Below are 15426 nucleotides of genomic sequence, written 5' to 3'. Positions count from 1 at the left end.
GGTCGCCGGATCGAGCGTGTCAGGCGGTTCACCCGACCGCACTTCGCTTGGACCTCGCCGTCCCTTTTGGGGATGTCTTGCGCTCCGCGCTGCTGCGGAAGAGAGGCTCTAGGCTAGTGTTTGTTTTGAAGCGCTCCGGCGGGCGTATACTCTTTATTGCCTTGATTTCGCCACGTAGCGGCGTTCCTCTAACATGCTCAATGAATGAGAACGAAGGGTGACGTCAGATGAACTTGGGTAGCATAGCTGTATCAGCTCGTCTTGAGTACGATTCCGTTTTAGGACGCGCCCTTGGTAGACTTTGGGGTCGTCCAGTCCGGAGGGTCAATAACAGTCACATTTCAGAAACTGGTTTTTCCGTGTCGGAAACATTGGAGAAAGTGACCGTCGTGTTTGAAGTGCCCGGCTACGCCCGGGACGAGCTATTGCTGGAGGCCACCTCGCAATTCGTTCGGGTGAAAAGCCTCGAAACTCTGGCCGGCCGTCGGCGGGTCGCTCTCGAACGTTTCGTGCAAATGTCCGAAGCGGTCGAGACCGAGCGCGTCGCAGCAACTCTTCAAGATGGCCTTTTGACTGTGGACTTGCCGAAATCGGCGTGGGTTCGGGGAAAAGCTCGCCGCGTTACCATCGAGGCAGGTCCGTCAGTCTCGTCGGCGAACGAAGAACAGCCAGATCAGCACGCCTAGGCCGAGCGCAACCATCGAAAACACAGATCGCGTCGGGTCTCCACCCGACGACAACGAGAAGACAGCGCCCGCTAGAATAAGCCCAGCCGCGACCACGGCGTTCGCCATGCCGGCGCCGGCGCGTCGGACCGCGTCGCTTAGAACGTCAAGGTTTGCGCTCGAAACCTGGACCACCAATCCCTCACGTCTTAGCCTGTCCATGCCCCGACGAAGGGCCTCGGGCGCAATGGCGACGAGCTGATCAATTTCCTTGAGTGTCCGAAAAGCTCGCGCCGACAGACCCTTGAAGCTGAAGCGCTCAGCGAACGCTTGCAGCAAGACGGGCGTCATGGCGTCGATCACGTCCAGATCGGGATCCAGCGTTCGGGCCAAGCCCTCTGAGATACCGAAAGCTCGCAGCAAGAGTATAAGATCAGGCGGGAGCGCAAGTTCGTGTTCTCGGGCGATCGAGATGAATTGCGTGACTGCCTCTGTCAGACGGATGCTGCGGCCGGACTGAGTGCTGTAGCGAGCGAAAAACCGATCGACAGCTGGTTCGAGCCCTGGCGGAGGCGGTCCAGCTCGTCCAGCCCAGTCCATCAGGATATCGGACACAGCTCCGACGTCGGCGTCGATAAAGGACCCGAGGACGACGAGCACCTGTTCACGACGCTTTGCCGAAAGGCGGCCGACCGAGCCGAAGTCGAGCAAAGCGAGCCGACCCTCGGGCGTGACCAGGATGTTTCCTGGATGAGGATCAGCGTGGAACACGCCTTCTCGGAGCATTAAGGCGAGCAAACCTTGGGCCGCGTCCGGGGCGAGCGTTCGGGCCAGCGCCGGCGCTGAAAGCCTGAATTCCCGGTTGGGGCTCATGCCCACGATGCGATCGCTGACCAACGTCCTCATCGTGCTGAAGTGTTGATAGACCCTTGGGACGACAAAGACGGTGGTTCGCCGGCGAATGTCTTCCTGGTTGCGCGCCTCGATCCTGAAATCGATCTCCTCGAGAAGCGCCTGCGCCAGCTGTTCGACCACGAGGGTGGGTTGATGTCGCCTGAGCGAGGGCGCACGTCGCTCAACCAACCGCGCAGCTCCCGCGAGCAGCCGGAGGTCGGCGCGGATAACTTCCTCTATGTTTGGCCGCCGCACTTTCACGACGACCAGCTCCCCGGTCTTCAGACGGGCTTCATAGACCTGAGCAATGGACGCGGCGGCGATGGGCGTTCGCGAAAATTCGGCGAACACCTCGATCGGGTCTGCGCCCAGGTCATCCGTCAGCTGGGATCGCACCTCCTCGAATGATACGGGCGTGACATTGTCGTGCAACCGGCTCAGGCGCTGCGTCAGCTCGGGTGGAAGCAAATCCTCGCGCGTCGCCATGAGCTGTCCGAGTTTGACGAAGGTGGGCCCGAGCCACTCGAGAGCCCGGACGAGAGCCTCCGCGTCGGCCTCAGCGTTGTATGGCAGCGCGTTTCGGGTCCGGACCAACCCGAAGCGCGCCAAGGCGGGCTTAAGCCCAGCCTCGCCGAGAACCCGCAATATGGTCACAAGCCGTCGGTAATCGCGCGCCGAGAGTTTGGAAGCGATCATTGAGAGTTTGACCTCCGTGGACGCACTGGAACCGTAAATTGGGGCCTGCTCAGCTGGCCCGGGTGGTCAATATCCTAATGGCGCGTCATCGTCCGAGAACCCCTGCCAGGCATACCACTGTGCCGGCTTAAACTCGGATGGCGATCTCATGTTGACCGACCTGCAAACGACGTCGTTCCAGCCGCCGCCGATGCTAACGGGCCGAAGCGATCGGACGGATTTCGTCTCGCGCCAGATTAAAGACGAACGCCCCGGCCTTTGACGCGATGCTGGACCTCGCGTTGAGCTGGCTGCGTAGTTTCGGATAGAGCGCCGCCATGGCGGCGTATCGGCCATGCCCGACTCCGTCGGCTTTATTGAGCTGCGATATATCGATCACGCTCACGTTGAAACGGCGCGCTCCGCTCTGGACCTTCGGATCTTCGACGTCCGTGTTGCCAACGCGCAATCTCCCGCCTGCAAGCGCGCTTGAAAATGACAGTGCGCCGTCGTCCTTCGACGTCAGGACGACGAGGGGCGATTTCAGCTGGCCGACGGTTTCGAGCTGCTCGACGAACAGGTCGACGTCGATGTCGGGAGCCGCAAAAACCACCTGTTCGAGCCTGTCGACGGTGCGCCCGCGTCCTGTTAGCCGAAGATCCCGCAACGCCTCCATCGTAAGCCCCGAACCAAGGCTGTGGCTGAACACGCTGACGCGGAGGGCCGGGTCATCGGTCAGCCGTTCCAAGGTTTTTGCTAGACCGTCGCGCGATAACGTCGAGGCGTCGCGATCGGCGGCATAGGCGGTCGGAGACGCGGCCGACGGCCAGGCGAACACAAAGGCGGGCCCGCCGAAATGCGAATCGACCGCAAGCTGCGCCCGGCGGAAGAGCGACTCCTCGAACGTGTAGTTGTAGCCGTGAACGAAGACGCCCAACCTGCTGATCGGCTTGCCGGCTTCCTTCGCTTTCAGCACCTGCCGGTAGAATGAAGTCTCGTCGAGACGTGTGGCGTCGACGATCGCAAACGACTTCGCGGGATCCGGGCGAGCCGTCTGGGACGCCTCGATTTCTCCCGCTTTATGCCCCGGCGGCACGGACACGACGTAGCGCGCGTAGCTCACCTCGCGCGCCCGTCCAGTGGTGAACGTCGCGGGAGAGCGCGCATCGGGAACGCGGGTCGTGGCGACGAAAACTGGGATGAGCCGTGCGTCCGGCGCCGCAGCGACGACCGTCAGGGTCGGCTCGACGCGCGCTGCGCAGCCGCTGAGGATGATCGCGCCACAGGCGATCCAGGCGCGAACCACAACGAGCATATTCCCCGGCATCCTTCACCATCGACCAGCCCACGCATATCTGCCGTCTGCGTCGTACGCGTCATTCGCGCCGTTCGATATCATCGCGCCTGCACCATGACCACGGGTCCGGCGCCGTTGGTGGTTCAGCCAACGTCGTCCGCATCTGAACGGCCGAAAGGCCAAGCCTCCGCCGTCGGATTTGTCGCCGTCGATCCGGTGGGGATGGTCACGAGAGCGGAACTGCGCGTAGATGCCTTGCGCACCCCGGTCGCTGCACATCCGACCTTCGCCGCCCGGTCCGTCAGAGCGGCTGGCGGCGGCGCAGGTCAAAACACATCAAAACCTGCAAGAGATACGACGAGGCGACCGATCCGAACCTCCCGCCGCGCAGTATCATATCTGGGACGTAGCCGCCGCCCACAGCGTCTCTGAACGAGGACGGACGGCACGACCGCAAAGCTGCAGGTTTACTTTTAGAGCTGGGCCGCCACAAACGTCCCCAGGTGCGCTTACCAAACCGTTGCGCTGAGCCGCGTTCGTCGGCCAGCCGCGCTTCTCCAGGGCGATGATTTTGAGTGTAAGGTCCAAGACCTGCCGGTGGGTGAGCATGGTCCTGTTCGGCTATCGCGAAGGCCGAGCGGAAGGCGCCGCGGCAGCCGCGTTCCTGCTGTCCGCCTGCATTTCTTTGGTCGGCTGCGGAGAGACCCCTCGTCCGCCCGAAAAACCCCCGACGGCGGTTCGCGTCATGCCGGTGACGCTGTCCCGGTTCGTGCAGGAGGTCGCTCTCACGGGACAAATTGCGGCGCGGATCCAGAGCGAGCTTGCATTCCGCATCGAGGGGCGGCTGGCCAGTCGCTATGTCGAGGTCGGAGACCGTGTCGCCAAGGGACAGGTCCTCGCCAAGCTGGAGACTAGACAGCAGGACGCCGACGTCAGCGCCGCCAAGGCCGGCGTGGCGTCCGCCGAGGCGAGCCTCAAGGAGGCCGAGGCGACCTTCTCGCGCCAGAAGGACCTCATCGCCCAAGGCTTTACCACGCGTCCTAACTTCGACAACGCCAAGCAGGCGCTTGACGGCGCGAAGGCCGGGCACGACGGAGCTAGAGCCGCTCTCGGGGCCGTCGAGGACGCGCTGGCCAACACAGAGCTGCGGGCTGACACCGATGGCGTGGTGACGGCACGGAACACCGAGGTTGGACAAGTCGTGGCGGTCGCGCAGGCGGTCTACACCGTCGCACAGGATGGACCACGCGACGCCGTTTTCGAAGTCTTCGAGGCTCTTACCGCCAAGCCGCCCGGCGACAAGCGCGTCGAGATCACGCTGCTTTCCGATCCCTCAATCAAGACGGTGGGCACGGTTCGCGAAATCTCTCCGACCGTGGACGCTGCGCGCGGCACCGTTCGGGTCAAGATCGGCATCGACGACACGCCGCCGGAAATGACCCTGGGCGCGCCGGTACAGGGCGCCGGGCGCTTTAAGCCGACCGACACGATCGTGCTGCCATGGACCGCCTTCTTCACCGTCAAGGGCAAGCCCGCTGTCTGGATCGTCGACGCAGTGAGCAAGACGGCCTCGCTACGGCAGGTCGACGTGCTCGGCTACCGGACGAGCGAGCTCCTTCTCGATGACGGGCTGAAACCTGGTGAACTGGTCGTCACGCATGGCGGCCAGCTTCTAGCGCCAGGCCAGATCGTGGATATAAAAATGGACGGCGACCCGCCGGCCGGCCAGGACGCATCATGAAGTGCGGACGCTTGCTGCTCGCGCTGGGCTCGTTGGCTCTGCTGTCGGGCTGCGACGGCGGCGAGCCTCCTGCCGCCCCCATCGTGCGACCGGTGCTGTCGGTCGTGGCCGAGCTTGCCGACCAACGCAAGCGTGGTTTCGCCGGGGTCGTGCAGCCCCGCTACCAGACCGATCGCGCCTTTCAGGTTCTTGGACGCATCATCACCCGTAACGTCGATGTCGGCGACTTCGTAAAGACCGGACAGACGATCGCGACCAACGATCCGCTAGCTTACCAGCTCGCCGTCCGCTCGGCCCAGAGCGAGCTCGTGACCGCGAACTCGCAGCTCGAAAAGACCAGCGCCCAGAGGCTCCGCACCCTGACGCTCGTCAAGCAGGGCGTGTCGTCCCAAGCCGTCCTAGACGGCGCCCAGCAGGCGGTCGACGCCGCCAGCGCCTCTGTGCAACAGGCCGAGGCGCGACTCGCTAAGGCCAAAGAACAGCTTGGCTATACGACGCTGACCGCCGACCTCGACGGCGTGGTGACGGGCGTCTACGCCGAGGTCGGCCAGATCGCCTCGCCGGGGATGCGCATCATGACGCTGGCGCGGACCGACGTTCGGGAGGCCGTCGTCGACGTGCCGGACGACATCGCCCGGACGCTGGAGCCCGGCGCGCCGTTCGACGTCAGTCTGCAAGCCGATCCGTCCGTCCGCTCGTCCGGTAAGGTGCGCGAGATCGCGCCGGACGCCGATGTCGCCACGCGTCTTCGGCGGATCAGGATCACGCTCGATCGCCCGCAGGAGGCGTTCAGGCTCGGAGCCACGGTATCTGCATCGCCCGAGACCCAAAGGAGCGGCTCGTCGATCGAGCTGCCGCAGACCGCCGTCTTCCAACGCGACGGCGCGAACCGGGTTTGGCTGGTCGACGGAAACGGCGCGACCGTGCGCAGCGTCGTGGTCGAGATCGCGGATCGCGACGGCCGGACGGTGCGGTTGTCGGCCGGCGTGTCTCCTGGAGAGCGCGTGGTGACAGCCGGCGCCAACAGCCTTTCCGAAGGTCAGGCGGTCAGAACGGGCAAGGAGCCATGAGGGTGGAAAACGAGCCGCCGCGAGGCGGCGCCGCACAAGACGACGATCGCCGATCTTTCAATCTTTCGGTGTGGGCGCTCGGTCACCGTTCGCTGATCTGGTACTTCATGCTTGTCTTCGTGATCGCCGGGCTGGTGTCCTACTACAGCCTGGGCCGGGCCGAAGACCCGGATTTCACAATCAAGACCATGGTGATCCAGGCGACCTGGCCGGGCGCCACTGTCGAAGACACAATGACCCAGGTCTCCGAGCGGATCGAGAAGAAGCTCGAGGAGATCGACGCGCTCGATTACGTCAAGAGCATCAACGCGCCGGGCCGCACGACTCTCTATGTGTTTCTGAAGGACACGACGCCCGGGAAATCTGTGCAAGGTTACTGGGTCCGGATCCGGAATATCATTCAGGACATCAAGTCCGAGCTTCCGTCCGGTGTGCAGGGGCCTTTTTTCAACGATGACTTCGGCGACGTCTTTGGGAACATCTACGCGTTCACGTCCGACGGGCTCTCCCAGCGCCAGTTGCGCGACCATGTCGAGGATGTTCGATCAAAAATCCTGACGCTGCGCGACGCCGGCAAGGTCGTGCTGGTCGGCGCGCAGAACGAGGTGATCTACCTCGAATTCTCGACCCGACAGGTCGCGGCGCTCGGCATCACGCAGAAGATGGTGACGGACGCCCTTCAGGGGCAGAACGCCATCACGCCGTCGGGCGTCATTGAGGCCAAGGGCGAACGGGTCAGCGTTCGGGTCTCGGGTTCTTTCGCCTCCGAGGACAGCCTGAGGGCGATCAACCTCAGAATCAACGACCGCTTTTTCCGCCTTGGCGACGTCGCCACCATCACCCGCGGCTACCAGGATCCGCCGCAGGCGCTGTTTCGTTACAAGGGCGAGCCCGCCATCGGCCTTGCTATCGGCATGAAGCCCGGCGCGAACCTCACGACGTTCGGCGAGCAGCTGACCGAAAAGATGCGCCAGATCGAGGGCGATCTGCCGATCGGGGTCGGGGTGCACAAAGTTTCGGACCAGCCCGAGCTCGTCGCCGACGCCGTCTGGGGCTTCGTCGAAGCGCTGATCGAAGCCGTGGTCATCGTCCTGATCGTCACTTTCATCAGCCTCGGGGTTCGCGCGGGGCTCGTGGTCGCGGTCACCATCCCGCTCGTTCTCGCGATCACGTTTCTTGCGATGAAACTCTTCGGCGTGTCGCTGCAGCGCATCTCGCTCGGCGCGCTGATCATTGCGCTTGGCCTGCTCGTCGACGACGCCATGATCGCTGTCGAGATGATGATCGCGAGGCTCGAACTCGGCGACAAGCTCGAGAAGGCCGCGACCTACGTCTACTCCCACACGGCCTTTCCGATGCTGACAGGCACGCTCGTCACCATCGTCAGCTTCTTTCCCGTCGCCTTTAACAATGGCGGCGCCGGCGAGTTCACCTTCACCCTGTTCGTGGTGATCGCGGCGGCGCTGATCGTGTCGTGGGTGGTGGCGGTGCTGTTCGTGCCGCTGCTGGGCGTCGCCATGCTGCCCAAGACTCTCAAGAAACACGCGGAGACGAAGGGCCGTTTCACCCGCTTGTTCGAACGAATTCTGCGGCTGTCCGTGCGCTGGAAGTGGATCACGATCGCGGCGACGGTCGTGATCTTCGCGGGCGCGGTGTTTGGCATGCGCTTCGTCCAGCAGCAGTTCTTTCCGTCGTCGGAACGCGTCGAAATCATTGTCGACTGGACCGCGCCGCAGAACTCCTCGATCACGCAAACCCGCGCCGAGATGGACAGGTTCGAGAAGGTTCTCGCAGGCGACCCCGACATTGATCACTGGTCGTCCTATGTTGGCCAAGGCGCGCTTCGATTTCTGCTGTCCTTCGACGTCCAGCCGGCGAGCCCGAACTACGGGCAGATCGTCATCGTGACGAAGGGGCTCGAGGCGCGCGAGCGGGTAAGGACAAAGCTCACCGAGATTGCGCGGCGCGACTTCGTCGGGACCGACGCTTTCGTTCATCTGCTTGACATTGGGCCACCGGTCGGCCGCGCCGTGCAGTTTCGCATCGGAGGGCCGGACATACAGAGCACGCGCGAGGCCGCGCAGAAGATCGCGGGCGTGATGGGCGAGCACCCGGGCCTCGGGCCGGTCATCTATGACTGGAACGAGCCTGGCCGTGTCGTGAAAGTCGACGTGCTTCAGGACAAGGCCGCCCAACTCGGCGTCACCTCGGAATCGATCTCGACGGCGCTCAACGGGATCGTCGGCGGCTCGACCATCACGCAAGTGCGCGACTCGATCTATCTGATCGACGTCATGGCGCGCGCACGCGACGTCGATCGCTCGTCGATCGAGGCGATGCAGAACCTACAGATCCGCACGGGGAACGGCCAGACAGTTCCGCTCGCGGCGATCTCCAACCTCTCGTATCAATCAGAGCAGCCGATCGTCTGGCGCCGGCAGCGGGTACCGACCATCACACTGAAGGCGAATGTGATCGGAGACGTCCAGCCCGCCACCGTCGTGCAGCAACTCGCGCCGAAGCTCGATCCCGTCACCTCGCAGCTCTCGTCGGACTATCGCTTCGAAATCGGCGGCGCGGTGGAGGAAAGCGGCAAGGGTCAGGGGCCGATCATCGCAGTGGTCCCGGTGATGCTGCTGACCATGACCACGATCCTGATGTTCCAGCTGCAGAGTTTCGCCAGACTGTTCCTCGTGATGGTCGTAGCGCCGCTCGGCCTCATCGGCGTGGTGGCGGCGCTCGTGCCGAGCGGCGCGCCGCTCGGGTTCGTGGCGATCCTCGGCGTTCTGGCGCTCATCGGCATTTTGATCCGCAACTCGGTGATCCTGGTCATGCAGATCGAGGAGCTGCGACGCGAGGGCGTCGACGGCTGGACGGCCGTGATCGAGGCCTCCGAACACCGGATGCGGCCGATTCTCTTAACGGCGGCCGCCGCGAGCCTCGCTCTGATCCCAATCGCTCGCCAGATCTTCTGGGGTCCGATGGCGTTCGCTATGATGGGCGGTATCATCGCAGGCACGGTGCTGACGCTGCTGTTCCTGCCGGCGCTCTACGTCGCCTGGTTCCGGCTCAAGGAGCCGAAGCGCGGGGAGGCTGAGGCTAAGTCGTGATGGCGGCCGCCGGGTCGCCGTGCCAGCTCGCGGTGTGAGTAGGCCATGAACTTCAGCCTTCCTCCATCTGTTGCCCCGGACGCGGCCGGCGCCTTAACCGGAGCCCTAAGGCGCAGCCCTGTAAGGGATTGTCCACGACCGCCGAGGCTGGCAGTCCCTGACAGGGCGAAACGCAAAGAGCCCGGCTCAAGCCGGGCTCTTTCGATGTCCGCCCTCCAGTCGACGGCGGGAGGGCGGAAGCCGCCGATCAGAACTTGAAGCCGTCCCAGGCGAAGGAGTACCCGACGCCCAGTCCGACAGTGAAGGCGTTCCTGGTGCCTAGCGTCTTGGCGACTGGGCTCTTGCCGGCGTCGCCGGTGAGGCGGTCGTAGCGGCCGAAGGTGGTGACGCTCCAGGCGTCGGTGAGCTGGTACGTGGCAGAGGCCGCGGCGCCGACCGACTTCACGCCGCCGTCGGCCTTGTAGCTCGAGACGCCCACGCGGGCCGCTTCGCGCCCGCTGACGCCAAAATAGGTATTGGTGAACTTGTTGTCGCCGAGTTCGAGGCGCGGTCCGATCAAGAACGTCAGACGGTCATGGATGAAAATTCCGTCGGCGGCGAGCGTGCCGGAAAAGCCTTCGCTGCCCCACAGGCCGTATCGCGCTTCGCCGCGCAGACGGATGAACTCGCTAGGGTAGTATTCCAGGAATGCGCCCGGCTCGATGCCGTAATCGATGTCATCCATGCCGCGGAAGCGGCTCACCTTGCTCGAATCGCGCTCGGACCGGATGCGGGCGGTCGGGCCGAACTGGATGCTCGGCGTGTTGATGAGCGCAATGTCGATGCCGTCGTCCGGCGAGCCGATCTTATAGGGCTCGTCGGCGCGGCGGATGCTAAGCCCCGGCGCGCCGGAGAACGAGTACTCCTTCGAGCCCTCGAAACGCGGCTGGTAAAACCCAGTGCCCTTGATCGTCGCGACCCAGACGTCGATCGGGGCGACTGCGACGGCGGGCTCCTCGAGCGCCATGTCGGCGGCGTGCGCCTGCGCAGCGAACGCGACGACGGCGGCGGAAACAACGAGGGGCAAGCTGCGGCGCATCACATGTTCCTGTCTGTTGAACGGGCCCGACCCGATTTTGAGGCATTATCTAGACCCACATAGTTCGCCGAAGGATCAAAAAGGGTCTGGCTGCGTCGAGATTCCTGCGCCGTTGCATTTGGGCGACGGTATCCGGGCGCCGTTCCTTGTGGCTGTGGACGGTGCTGAACTGGAGGTGTGCTGATGCGGGAAGTTTGTCGGCAACGTCTCCCTCAAGTGGTTGATTTGACTCAGCCACGACAGGATTGGCGCATATGGTTTGACGGCGCGGAAGCGCGGTCTTTTCCGGCAAGAATTGGCGCGTCACTAAGTCTTGCTCGCCGCCATTCAGAATGAAGTGGTCCGTGGGAAGACGACAGCCTGATTCAGCATGCTCTCACACATGCGTCAGGCTAACTCCAGGTGGCAAGCCTTGGTCTGGTATGGTGCCGCATCCGCGCTTAGCCGGTCGGCACACGTGAGCGAAAAGTGTGAGTTACGCGAGCATGCAGGCCGAACTGGGAGATGACCGTTCCCAGTTTGAGAACGAAGTCCTCGCGGGCGAGCGCTCAGGCCGACGTCACGGCGCTGATCGATTGGACGAAGGGCCTGGCCGGCGACTGCATGCGACTGTCGGAGGCACTCTGCGACCCCGCACTTGACTCCGCCCGCGCGCTCGGCGCTCGGGCGGTCGAGGCAAGGCGCGCCGCAAGCCTTCGGGCCGCTGATCTGTTTTCCGATCAGCCGCTCGAGGGCGTCGGCGAGGACACCTGGCGGCGGCTTTGGGCGGCCGCGCGCGAATATTCGGAGGTCGACGTCGCCACGGCGGCCGCGGAGGCCCCCGCGATCGATCGCTTCACCGCGACGGACTGGCCGACGCGACGTGAGCAGATCGCGTCACGCGATGCGGACCTCGCCGTGCAGATCGACGCCCTGGCGACGTCCGTTACGGCGCGACGCGCCGCGCTTCTGGCTGTCCTAGCCGATCCGACGGCGTGTGCGCCAGCGCCGATCGCAGCGGCGCCGCGCTGACGAGCTCGAACGCCGGGAGAGCGGCGCGGCGCGAGGCGCTACGGATCCGCGTCTCTGAAGCTGGTGCGCCGCTTCCCGCCGACATGAAGAAGATGCTATCGCTTTACGCCAATCTGTCGCTGCAGACGGAGGGCCTCGCGAAATCCTTGGGCAATTCGCTTCTTCAAGCCAGGAGCCGCTATACCGAAATCGAACCTCTCCGTTCCCGGCACAAGGCTGAGATCAGCGTTTGGCCAGATATCGGCATTGAACTCCGATACGACGACCCATGACGAATATTCGGGGTCGAGGCCGCATCCTCTTTTGTCGTCGGCGGTAAGCTCGACAGTAATTGCATCCGCATCTGGTCGGGTCGTGGTTATCGGCAGAACGATAACATCGCCCGGCTCCAGCTTCTCACCGTTGGCAACAATTAGGCCTGTTTCGCCGCCTTCAGCGACACGGGCGATGATGCACGCAGGGCGATCCTTTACTGGATCTATTTTCTCCTGAAGGTAATCCTTCAGCTAAACGTGGCCATAGCGGAAAACCAGGCCTGCAACTGGATCAGGAACGCGGGCCATAAGTCGACGAGCTCTCCATTTCTGGAGTTTCGGCGTCAACATCGGCCTCCGCGAGGGCTTCGATCTGGTCGATGACAGAACCAGTCAGCTCGCCTGCGGCTCCGACCACACGGCGCCTGCCCCGAAGGCGGTCGTACTCCTGCATCGACATCAAGACCAACCTCGGACGGTCGTGATAAGTGATGATCACCGGCTCTGACATTGCCGCTTCCTGGAGAACCGAAGCCTGCTTTTGCATGTCCTGCACTCTGAACGCCTGCATGGTAGCCTCCCTATAATTATGTAAATAATATAATTTAAGCACCGCAAGTGCAAGCGTTGAAGAGCGGATGGTAGGCGCAATCTGTCGACAACCATCGCACTTCCGTGCCGTCACACCATGTGCAGCGACGAAATCGAGGTCTATCTAGATCTACGGTTTGGCCGAAAAATCGCCGACAAACTTCCCGCATCAGCACAGAGCCTGGAGGGTCAGCCCGCGCCAGCCGAGAAACACGGCTAGACACCGCCAAAGGCGCGAGGCTGACAGCCTATTAGCAGAAACGCGCTCTAGTTTCCTGCGGAACCGAAGGACTTGCGTAAAAGGCTTTCTAGGCTGGTCTTGATTAAGACCGACGACCGAGGCCATAGCCTGACGGCGGAGGGCCGATTTAAGATCGCCCTCCGAAGGCCGGTCTAGTTCGCCGAGCCAGACAAGTTGTCCTGGTACAGCGCCCGTTGACCTTCGATCGTCGCAAAGTTGTGGCGCATCCAGAGCCTTGGAAGCGAGCGCGGGCCGACGCTGCAGGCGTTGGCGCGCCGCCTCGACCTCGGCGTCTCGGCGTTGACCCACGCCTTGCGGCCGCTTGTTTGGGACGGCCTCGTCGAGCTGCGCGGACGCGCGCGACAAGCGATCGAAGCACGCCGCGCTCACCACCGCGGGCCGCGACAAGCTCGGTCACGGCATCGCCCTGTGGGTCGATGCGAACGCCCGGGTCGAGCGCCTGCTCGGCGCGCCCGCCGCGGCGACGCTGCGCGCGATCGCCGAAGAGGTCGCGTCCGACGACTTCGCGGCCGCGTTCAAAGGCCGATCGGAACGCGGCGGAGACTGGAAGGCCCCCTGATCCGTTCTGACGAACCGATGCGAAGATGTTGCATCGCGGCGTATGATCTTGTCGATCCGCTCGCGCGCAGGCATGGTGGCGCTCTTCGACGGACCCGGCCTTGCCCGGGTGGCTCATCCCGGCGCCTATCCCCGGGCTACATCACGCGCCCGAGAGCCAAAGCCTCACGCCGCATCGCGGCGCGGGCGCGCTCCCTTCGATCCGGAACCTCATAATGACCGCACTTGAAAGAGTGCGACGCGACTGGCTTGGCAACGTCCGTGCGGACGTGCTGGCCGGAATCGTGGTCGCGCTCGCCCTAATCCCCGAAGCCATCGCCTTTTCCATCATCGCCGGCGTCGACCCGAAGGTCGGCCTCTACGCGTCCTTCTCCATCGCCTGCCTGATCGCCTTCGTCGGCGGCCGGCCCGGCATGATCTCGGCCGCAACCGCCGCGACCGCCGTGCTCATGATCACGCTCGTGCGCGAGCACGGCCTGCAATATCTGCTCGCTGCGACTGTGCTCGCCGGGATCCTTCAGGTCCTCGCCGGGCTCCTGCGGCTCGGCGTGCTGATGCGCTTCGTCTCGCGATCGGTGATGACGGGGTTCGTGAACGCGCTCGCGATCCTGATCTTCATGGCCCAGCTCCCTGAGCTGACGAACGTGCCGTGGCTGACCTACGTGATGGTCGCGGCGGGACTCGCGATCATCTACCTGCTGCCACGCCTTACGACCGCCGTGCCGTCGCCGCTCGTCTGCATCCTCGCTCTGACCGCGGTCTCGCTGGTGTTCGGCCTCGACCTGCGCACGGTTGGCGACATGGGCGAGCTGCCCTCGACGCTGCCCATGTTCCTGCTGCCGGACGTGCCGCTCACGCTTGAGACCCTACGGATCATCCTGCCCTATTCGGTGGCGGTAGCGGCCGTCGGACTGCTCGAAAGCCTGATGACGGCCTCGATCGTCGACCAGATGACCGACACGCGCAGCGACAAGAACCGCGAGTGTGTCGGCCAGGGGATCGCCAACTTCGTCACGGGCTTCTTCGGCGGGATGGCCGGCTGCGCGATGATCGGCCAATCGGTGATCAACGTGAAGTCCGGCGGGCGCGGGCGGCTCTCAACCTTCGTGGCGGGCGCCTTCCTGCTGTTCCTCATCGTGGTCCTGAGCGACTGGGTTCGGATCATCCCGATGCCCGCTTTGGTCGCCGTCATGATCATGGTCTCGGTCGGCACCTTCAGTTGGTCGTCGATCGGAAATCTGCGCACCCATCCCTGGCAGTCGAGCGTCGTGATGCTGGCGACGACCGTCGCGACCATTGGGACCCACAACCTCGCCATCGGCGTGCTCACGGGCGTCGCGCTGTCGGCGGCGTTCTTCGCCTGGAAGGTGTCGCACTCCTTCACCGTCCGCCCGATTTCATCGGAGGACGGGACCGAGCAGGCCTACGAGGTTGAGGGACAGGTGTTCTTCGGCTCGGCCGGCGCCTTCGTCGACGCCTTCGATTTCGTGCCTGACGTTAAGCGCGTGCGCATTGACGTGACGCGCGCCCATGTCTGGGACCTGACCGGGGTGGCCGCGCTCGACGCGGTGGTGATGAAGTTCCGCCGCCTCGGTGCCGAGGTCGAGGTCGCCGGCCTCAACCAGGCGAGCGCCACCATCGTCGACAGGCTCGGGGTTCACGACAAGCCGGGCGCTGTGGATCCGCTCGCGGTCCACTGACGGCGGGCGGAGGCGCCCTCAGGCGACGCGTGCGGCCGGAACCCGTTCCGGCTGCGCGAACCGCAGGATCAGCCAGCCGATCAGGCCAGCGGTCAACGACCCCAGCAGGATGCCGACCTTCACCTCATTCTGGAGTTCGACGTTGTCCGCGAAGGCCAACAGGCCGATGAAGAGGCTCATCGTGAAGCCGATGCCGCAGAGCATCGACACGCCAAGGAGCTGCGGCCAACTCGCCCGCGTGGGCAGGTCGGCGAATCCGAGGCGTATGACGAGCGCGGCGCTCCCGAACACGCCGACCAGCTTGCCGAGCAGCAGCCCGAGCGCGACGCCGAGCGTCAGGCGGTCGGTCAGCGCGTCCGCGGTCATGCCCGCGAACGACACGCCAGCGTTGGCGAAGCCGAATATCGGGATCACCACGAACGGCACGAAGCCATGCAGCGCGTGCTCGAGCCGGTGAAGTGTGTCAATCGGCACTGAACTTTGACCCTCTATCGGCGTCCAATGTTGACCCCCTGAAGCT

At 64.1% G+C, this 15426-nt stretch carries 13 protein-coding genes and 1 other annotated feature; of the genes, 8 read left to right on the top strand and 5 right to left on the bottom strand.

The window, feature by feature from the left end; all coding sequences use genetic code 11:
• The first annotated feature begins 227 nt into the window (after positions 1-227).
• On the top strand, positions 228-686 hold the full coding sequence (locus tag ACFOWB_RS20450; protein WP_378149031.1) for an Hsp20/alpha crystallin family protein: 459 nt from the start codon (positions 228-230) through the stop codon (positions 684-686).
• On the opposite strand, the gene ACFOWB_RS20445 is transcribed toward ACFOWB_RS20450, so the two are convergent.
• Together ACFOWB_RS20445 and ACFOWB_RS20440 are read right to left on the bottom strand one after the other, a co-directional pair.
• Positions 642-2255, bottom strand: coding sequence for an ABC1 kinase family protein (locus tag ACFOWB_RS20445; RefSeq protein ID WP_378149029.1), 1614 nt, complete (start codon positions 2253-2255; stop codon positions 642-644). The genes ACFOWB_RS20450 and ACFOWB_RS20445 overlap by 45 nt on opposite strands.
• Positions 2256-2448: 193 nt before the next feature.
• The gene (locus tag ACFOWB_RS20440) at positions 2449-3549 is read right to left on the bottom strand and encodes an alpha/beta hydrolase (protein WP_261405426.1); all 1101 of its coding nucleotides are present in this window, start codon (positions 3547-3549) and stop codon (positions 2449-2451) included.
• Between the two features lie 589 nt (positions 3550-4138).
• Here ACFOWB_RS20440 and ACFOWB_RS20435 point away from each other — a divergent pair.
• The 3 genes from ACFOWB_RS20435 to ACFOWB_RS20425 are packed head-to-tail and all read left to right on the top strand — an operon-like array spanning position 4139 to position 9452.
• On the top strand, positions 4139-5272 hold the full coding sequence (locus tag ACFOWB_RS20435) for an efflux RND transporter periplasmic adaptor subunit (RefSeq protein ID WP_261405427.1): 1134 nt from the start codon (positions 4139-4141) through the stop codon (positions 5270-5272).
• Entirely contained in the window at positions 5269-6342 is a 1074-nt protein-coding gene (locus ACFOWB_RS20430; RefSeq protein ID WP_261405428.1) for an efflux RND transporter periplasmic adaptor subunit, read from the top strand. The genes ACFOWB_RS20435 and ACFOWB_RS20430 overlap by 4 nt, the downstream gene beginning before the upstream one ends.
• Positions 6339-9452, top strand: coding sequence for an efflux RND transporter permease subunit (locus tag ACFOWB_RS20425; protein WP_378149026.1), 3114 nt, complete (start codon positions 6339-6341; stop codon positions 9450-9452). The genes ACFOWB_RS20430 and ACFOWB_RS20425 overlap by 4 nt, the downstream gene beginning before the upstream one ends.
• Positions 9453-9699: 247 nt before the next feature.
• Here the strand turns inward: ACFOWB_RS20425 and ACFOWB_RS20420 are convergent, their stop codons facing one another.
• Positions 9700-10530 (bottom strand): MipA/OmpV family protein, encoded by an 831-nt coding sequence (locus ACFOWB_RS20420; RefSeq protein WP_378149024.1) that lies wholly within the window; start codon positions 10528-10530, stop codon positions 9700-9702.
• A gap of 504 nt (positions 10531-11034) precedes the next feature.
• On the opposite strand from ACFOWB_RS20420, the gene ACFOWB_RS20415 reads away from it, so the two are divergent.
• Complete coding sequence (locus ACFOWB_RS20415) at positions 11035-11541, top strand: hypothetical protein (RefSeq protein ID WP_261405430.1); 507 nt, start codon at positions 11035-11037, stop codon at positions 11539-11541.
• Positions 11505-11813, top strand: coding sequence for a hypothetical protein (locus ACFOWB_RS20410; RefSeq protein WP_261405431.1), 309 nt, complete (start codon positions 11505-11507; stop codon positions 11811-11813). The genes ACFOWB_RS20415 and ACFOWB_RS20410 overlap by 37 nt, the downstream gene beginning before the upstream one ends.
• A 274-nt stretch (positions 11814-12087) precedes the next feature.
• Here ACFOWB_RS20410 and ACFOWB_RS20405 read toward each other — a convergent pair whose 3' ends face one another.
• Complete coding sequence (locus tag ACFOWB_RS20405; RefSeq protein ID WP_378149021.1) at positions 12088-12366, bottom strand: type II toxin-antitoxin system prevent-host-death family antitoxin; 279 nt, start codon at positions 12364-12366, stop codon at positions 12088-12090.
• A gap of 583 nt (positions 12367-12949) precedes the next feature.
• Between ACFOWB_RS20405 and ACFOWB_RS20400 the strand changes: the two genes are divergently transcribed.
• Both ACFOWB_RS20400 and ACFOWB_RS20395 read left to right on the top strand, forming a co-directional pair.
• Positions 12950-13207 (top strand): hypothetical protein, encoded by a 258-nt coding sequence (locus ACFOWB_RS20400; protein ID WP_261405433.1) that lies wholly within the window; start codon positions 12950-12952, stop codon positions 13205-13207.
• 87 nt (positions 13208-13294) lie between these two features.
• Positions 13295-13349 (top strand) — a sequence feature (sul1 is cis-regulatory element that is thought to sense ions involved in sulfur or methionine metabolism; They are found in Alphaproteobacteria).
• A gap of 72 nt (positions 13350-13421) precedes the next feature.
• The gene (locus ACFOWB_RS20395) at positions 13422-14906 is read left to right on the top strand and encodes a SulP family inorganic anion transporter (protein WP_378149018.1); all 1485 of its coding nucleotides are present in this window, start codon (positions 13422-13424) and stop codon (positions 14904-14906) included.
• Between the two features lie 18 nt (positions 14907-14924).
• Here the strand turns inward: ACFOWB_RS20395 and ACFOWB_RS20390 are convergent.
• The coding region (locus ACFOWB_RS20390) for a Na+/H+ antiporter NhaA (protein WP_378149016.1) at positions 14925-15426 on the bottom strand (502 nt) is incomplete at its 5' end.

It is taken from the genome of Chenggangzhangella methanolivorans, assembly GCF_042648545.1.
Lineage (GTDB): Bacteria > Pseudomonadota > Alphaproteobacteria > Rhizobiales > Methylopilaceae > Methylopila > Methylopila methanolivorans.
Note: the sequence above shows the minus strand (reverse complement) of the source record. Positions and strands in the feature narration are given on the sequence as shown.

What these genes read in the sequence shown, in the direction of transcription:
- ACFOWB_RS20450 (WP_378149031.1), top strand. Translation starts at nt 228, where the DNA reads ATGAACTTGGGTAGCATAGCTGTATCAGCTCGTCTTGAGTACGATTCC.
- ACFOWB_RS20445 (WP_378149029.1), bottom strand. Translation starts at nt 2,255, where the DNA reads ATGATCGCTTCCAAACTCTCGGCGCGCGATTACCGACGGCTTGTGACC.
- ACFOWB_RS20440 (WP_261405426.1), bottom strand. Translation starts at nt 3,549, where the DNA reads ATGCTCGTTGTGGTTCGCGCCTGGATCGCCTGTGGCGCGATCATCCTC.
- ACFOWB_RS20435 (WP_261405427.1), top strand. Translation starts at nt 4,139, where the DNA reads ATGGTCCTGTTCGGCTATCGCGAAGGCCGAGCGGAAGGCGCCGCGGCA.
- ACFOWB_RS20430 (WP_261405428.1), top strand. Translation starts at nt 5,269, where the DNA reads ATGAAGTGCGGACGCTTGCTGCTCGCGCTGGGCTCGTTGGCTCTGCTG.
- ACFOWB_RS20425 (WP_378149026.1), top strand. Translation starts at nt 6,339, where the DNA reads ATGAGGGTGGAAAACGAGCCGCCGCGAGGCGGCGCCGCACAAGACGAC.
- ACFOWB_RS20420 (WP_378149024.1), bottom strand. Translation starts at nt 10,530, where the DNA reads ATGCGCCGCAGCTTGCCCCTCGTTGTTTCCGCCGCCGTCGTCGCGTTC.
- ACFOWB_RS20415 (WP_261405430.1), top strand. Translation starts at nt 11,035, where the DNA reads ATGACCGTTCCCAGTTTGAGAACGAAGTCCTCGCGGGCGAGCGCTCAG.
- ACFOWB_RS20405 (WP_378149021.1), bottom strand. Translation starts at nt 12,366, where the DNA reads ATGCAGGCGTTCAGAGTGCAGGACATGCAAAAGCAGGCTTCGGTTCTC.
- ACFOWB_RS20395 (WP_378149018.1), top strand. Translation starts at nt 13,422, where the DNA reads ATGACCGCACTTGAAAGAGTGCGACGCGACTGGCTTGGCAACGTCCGT.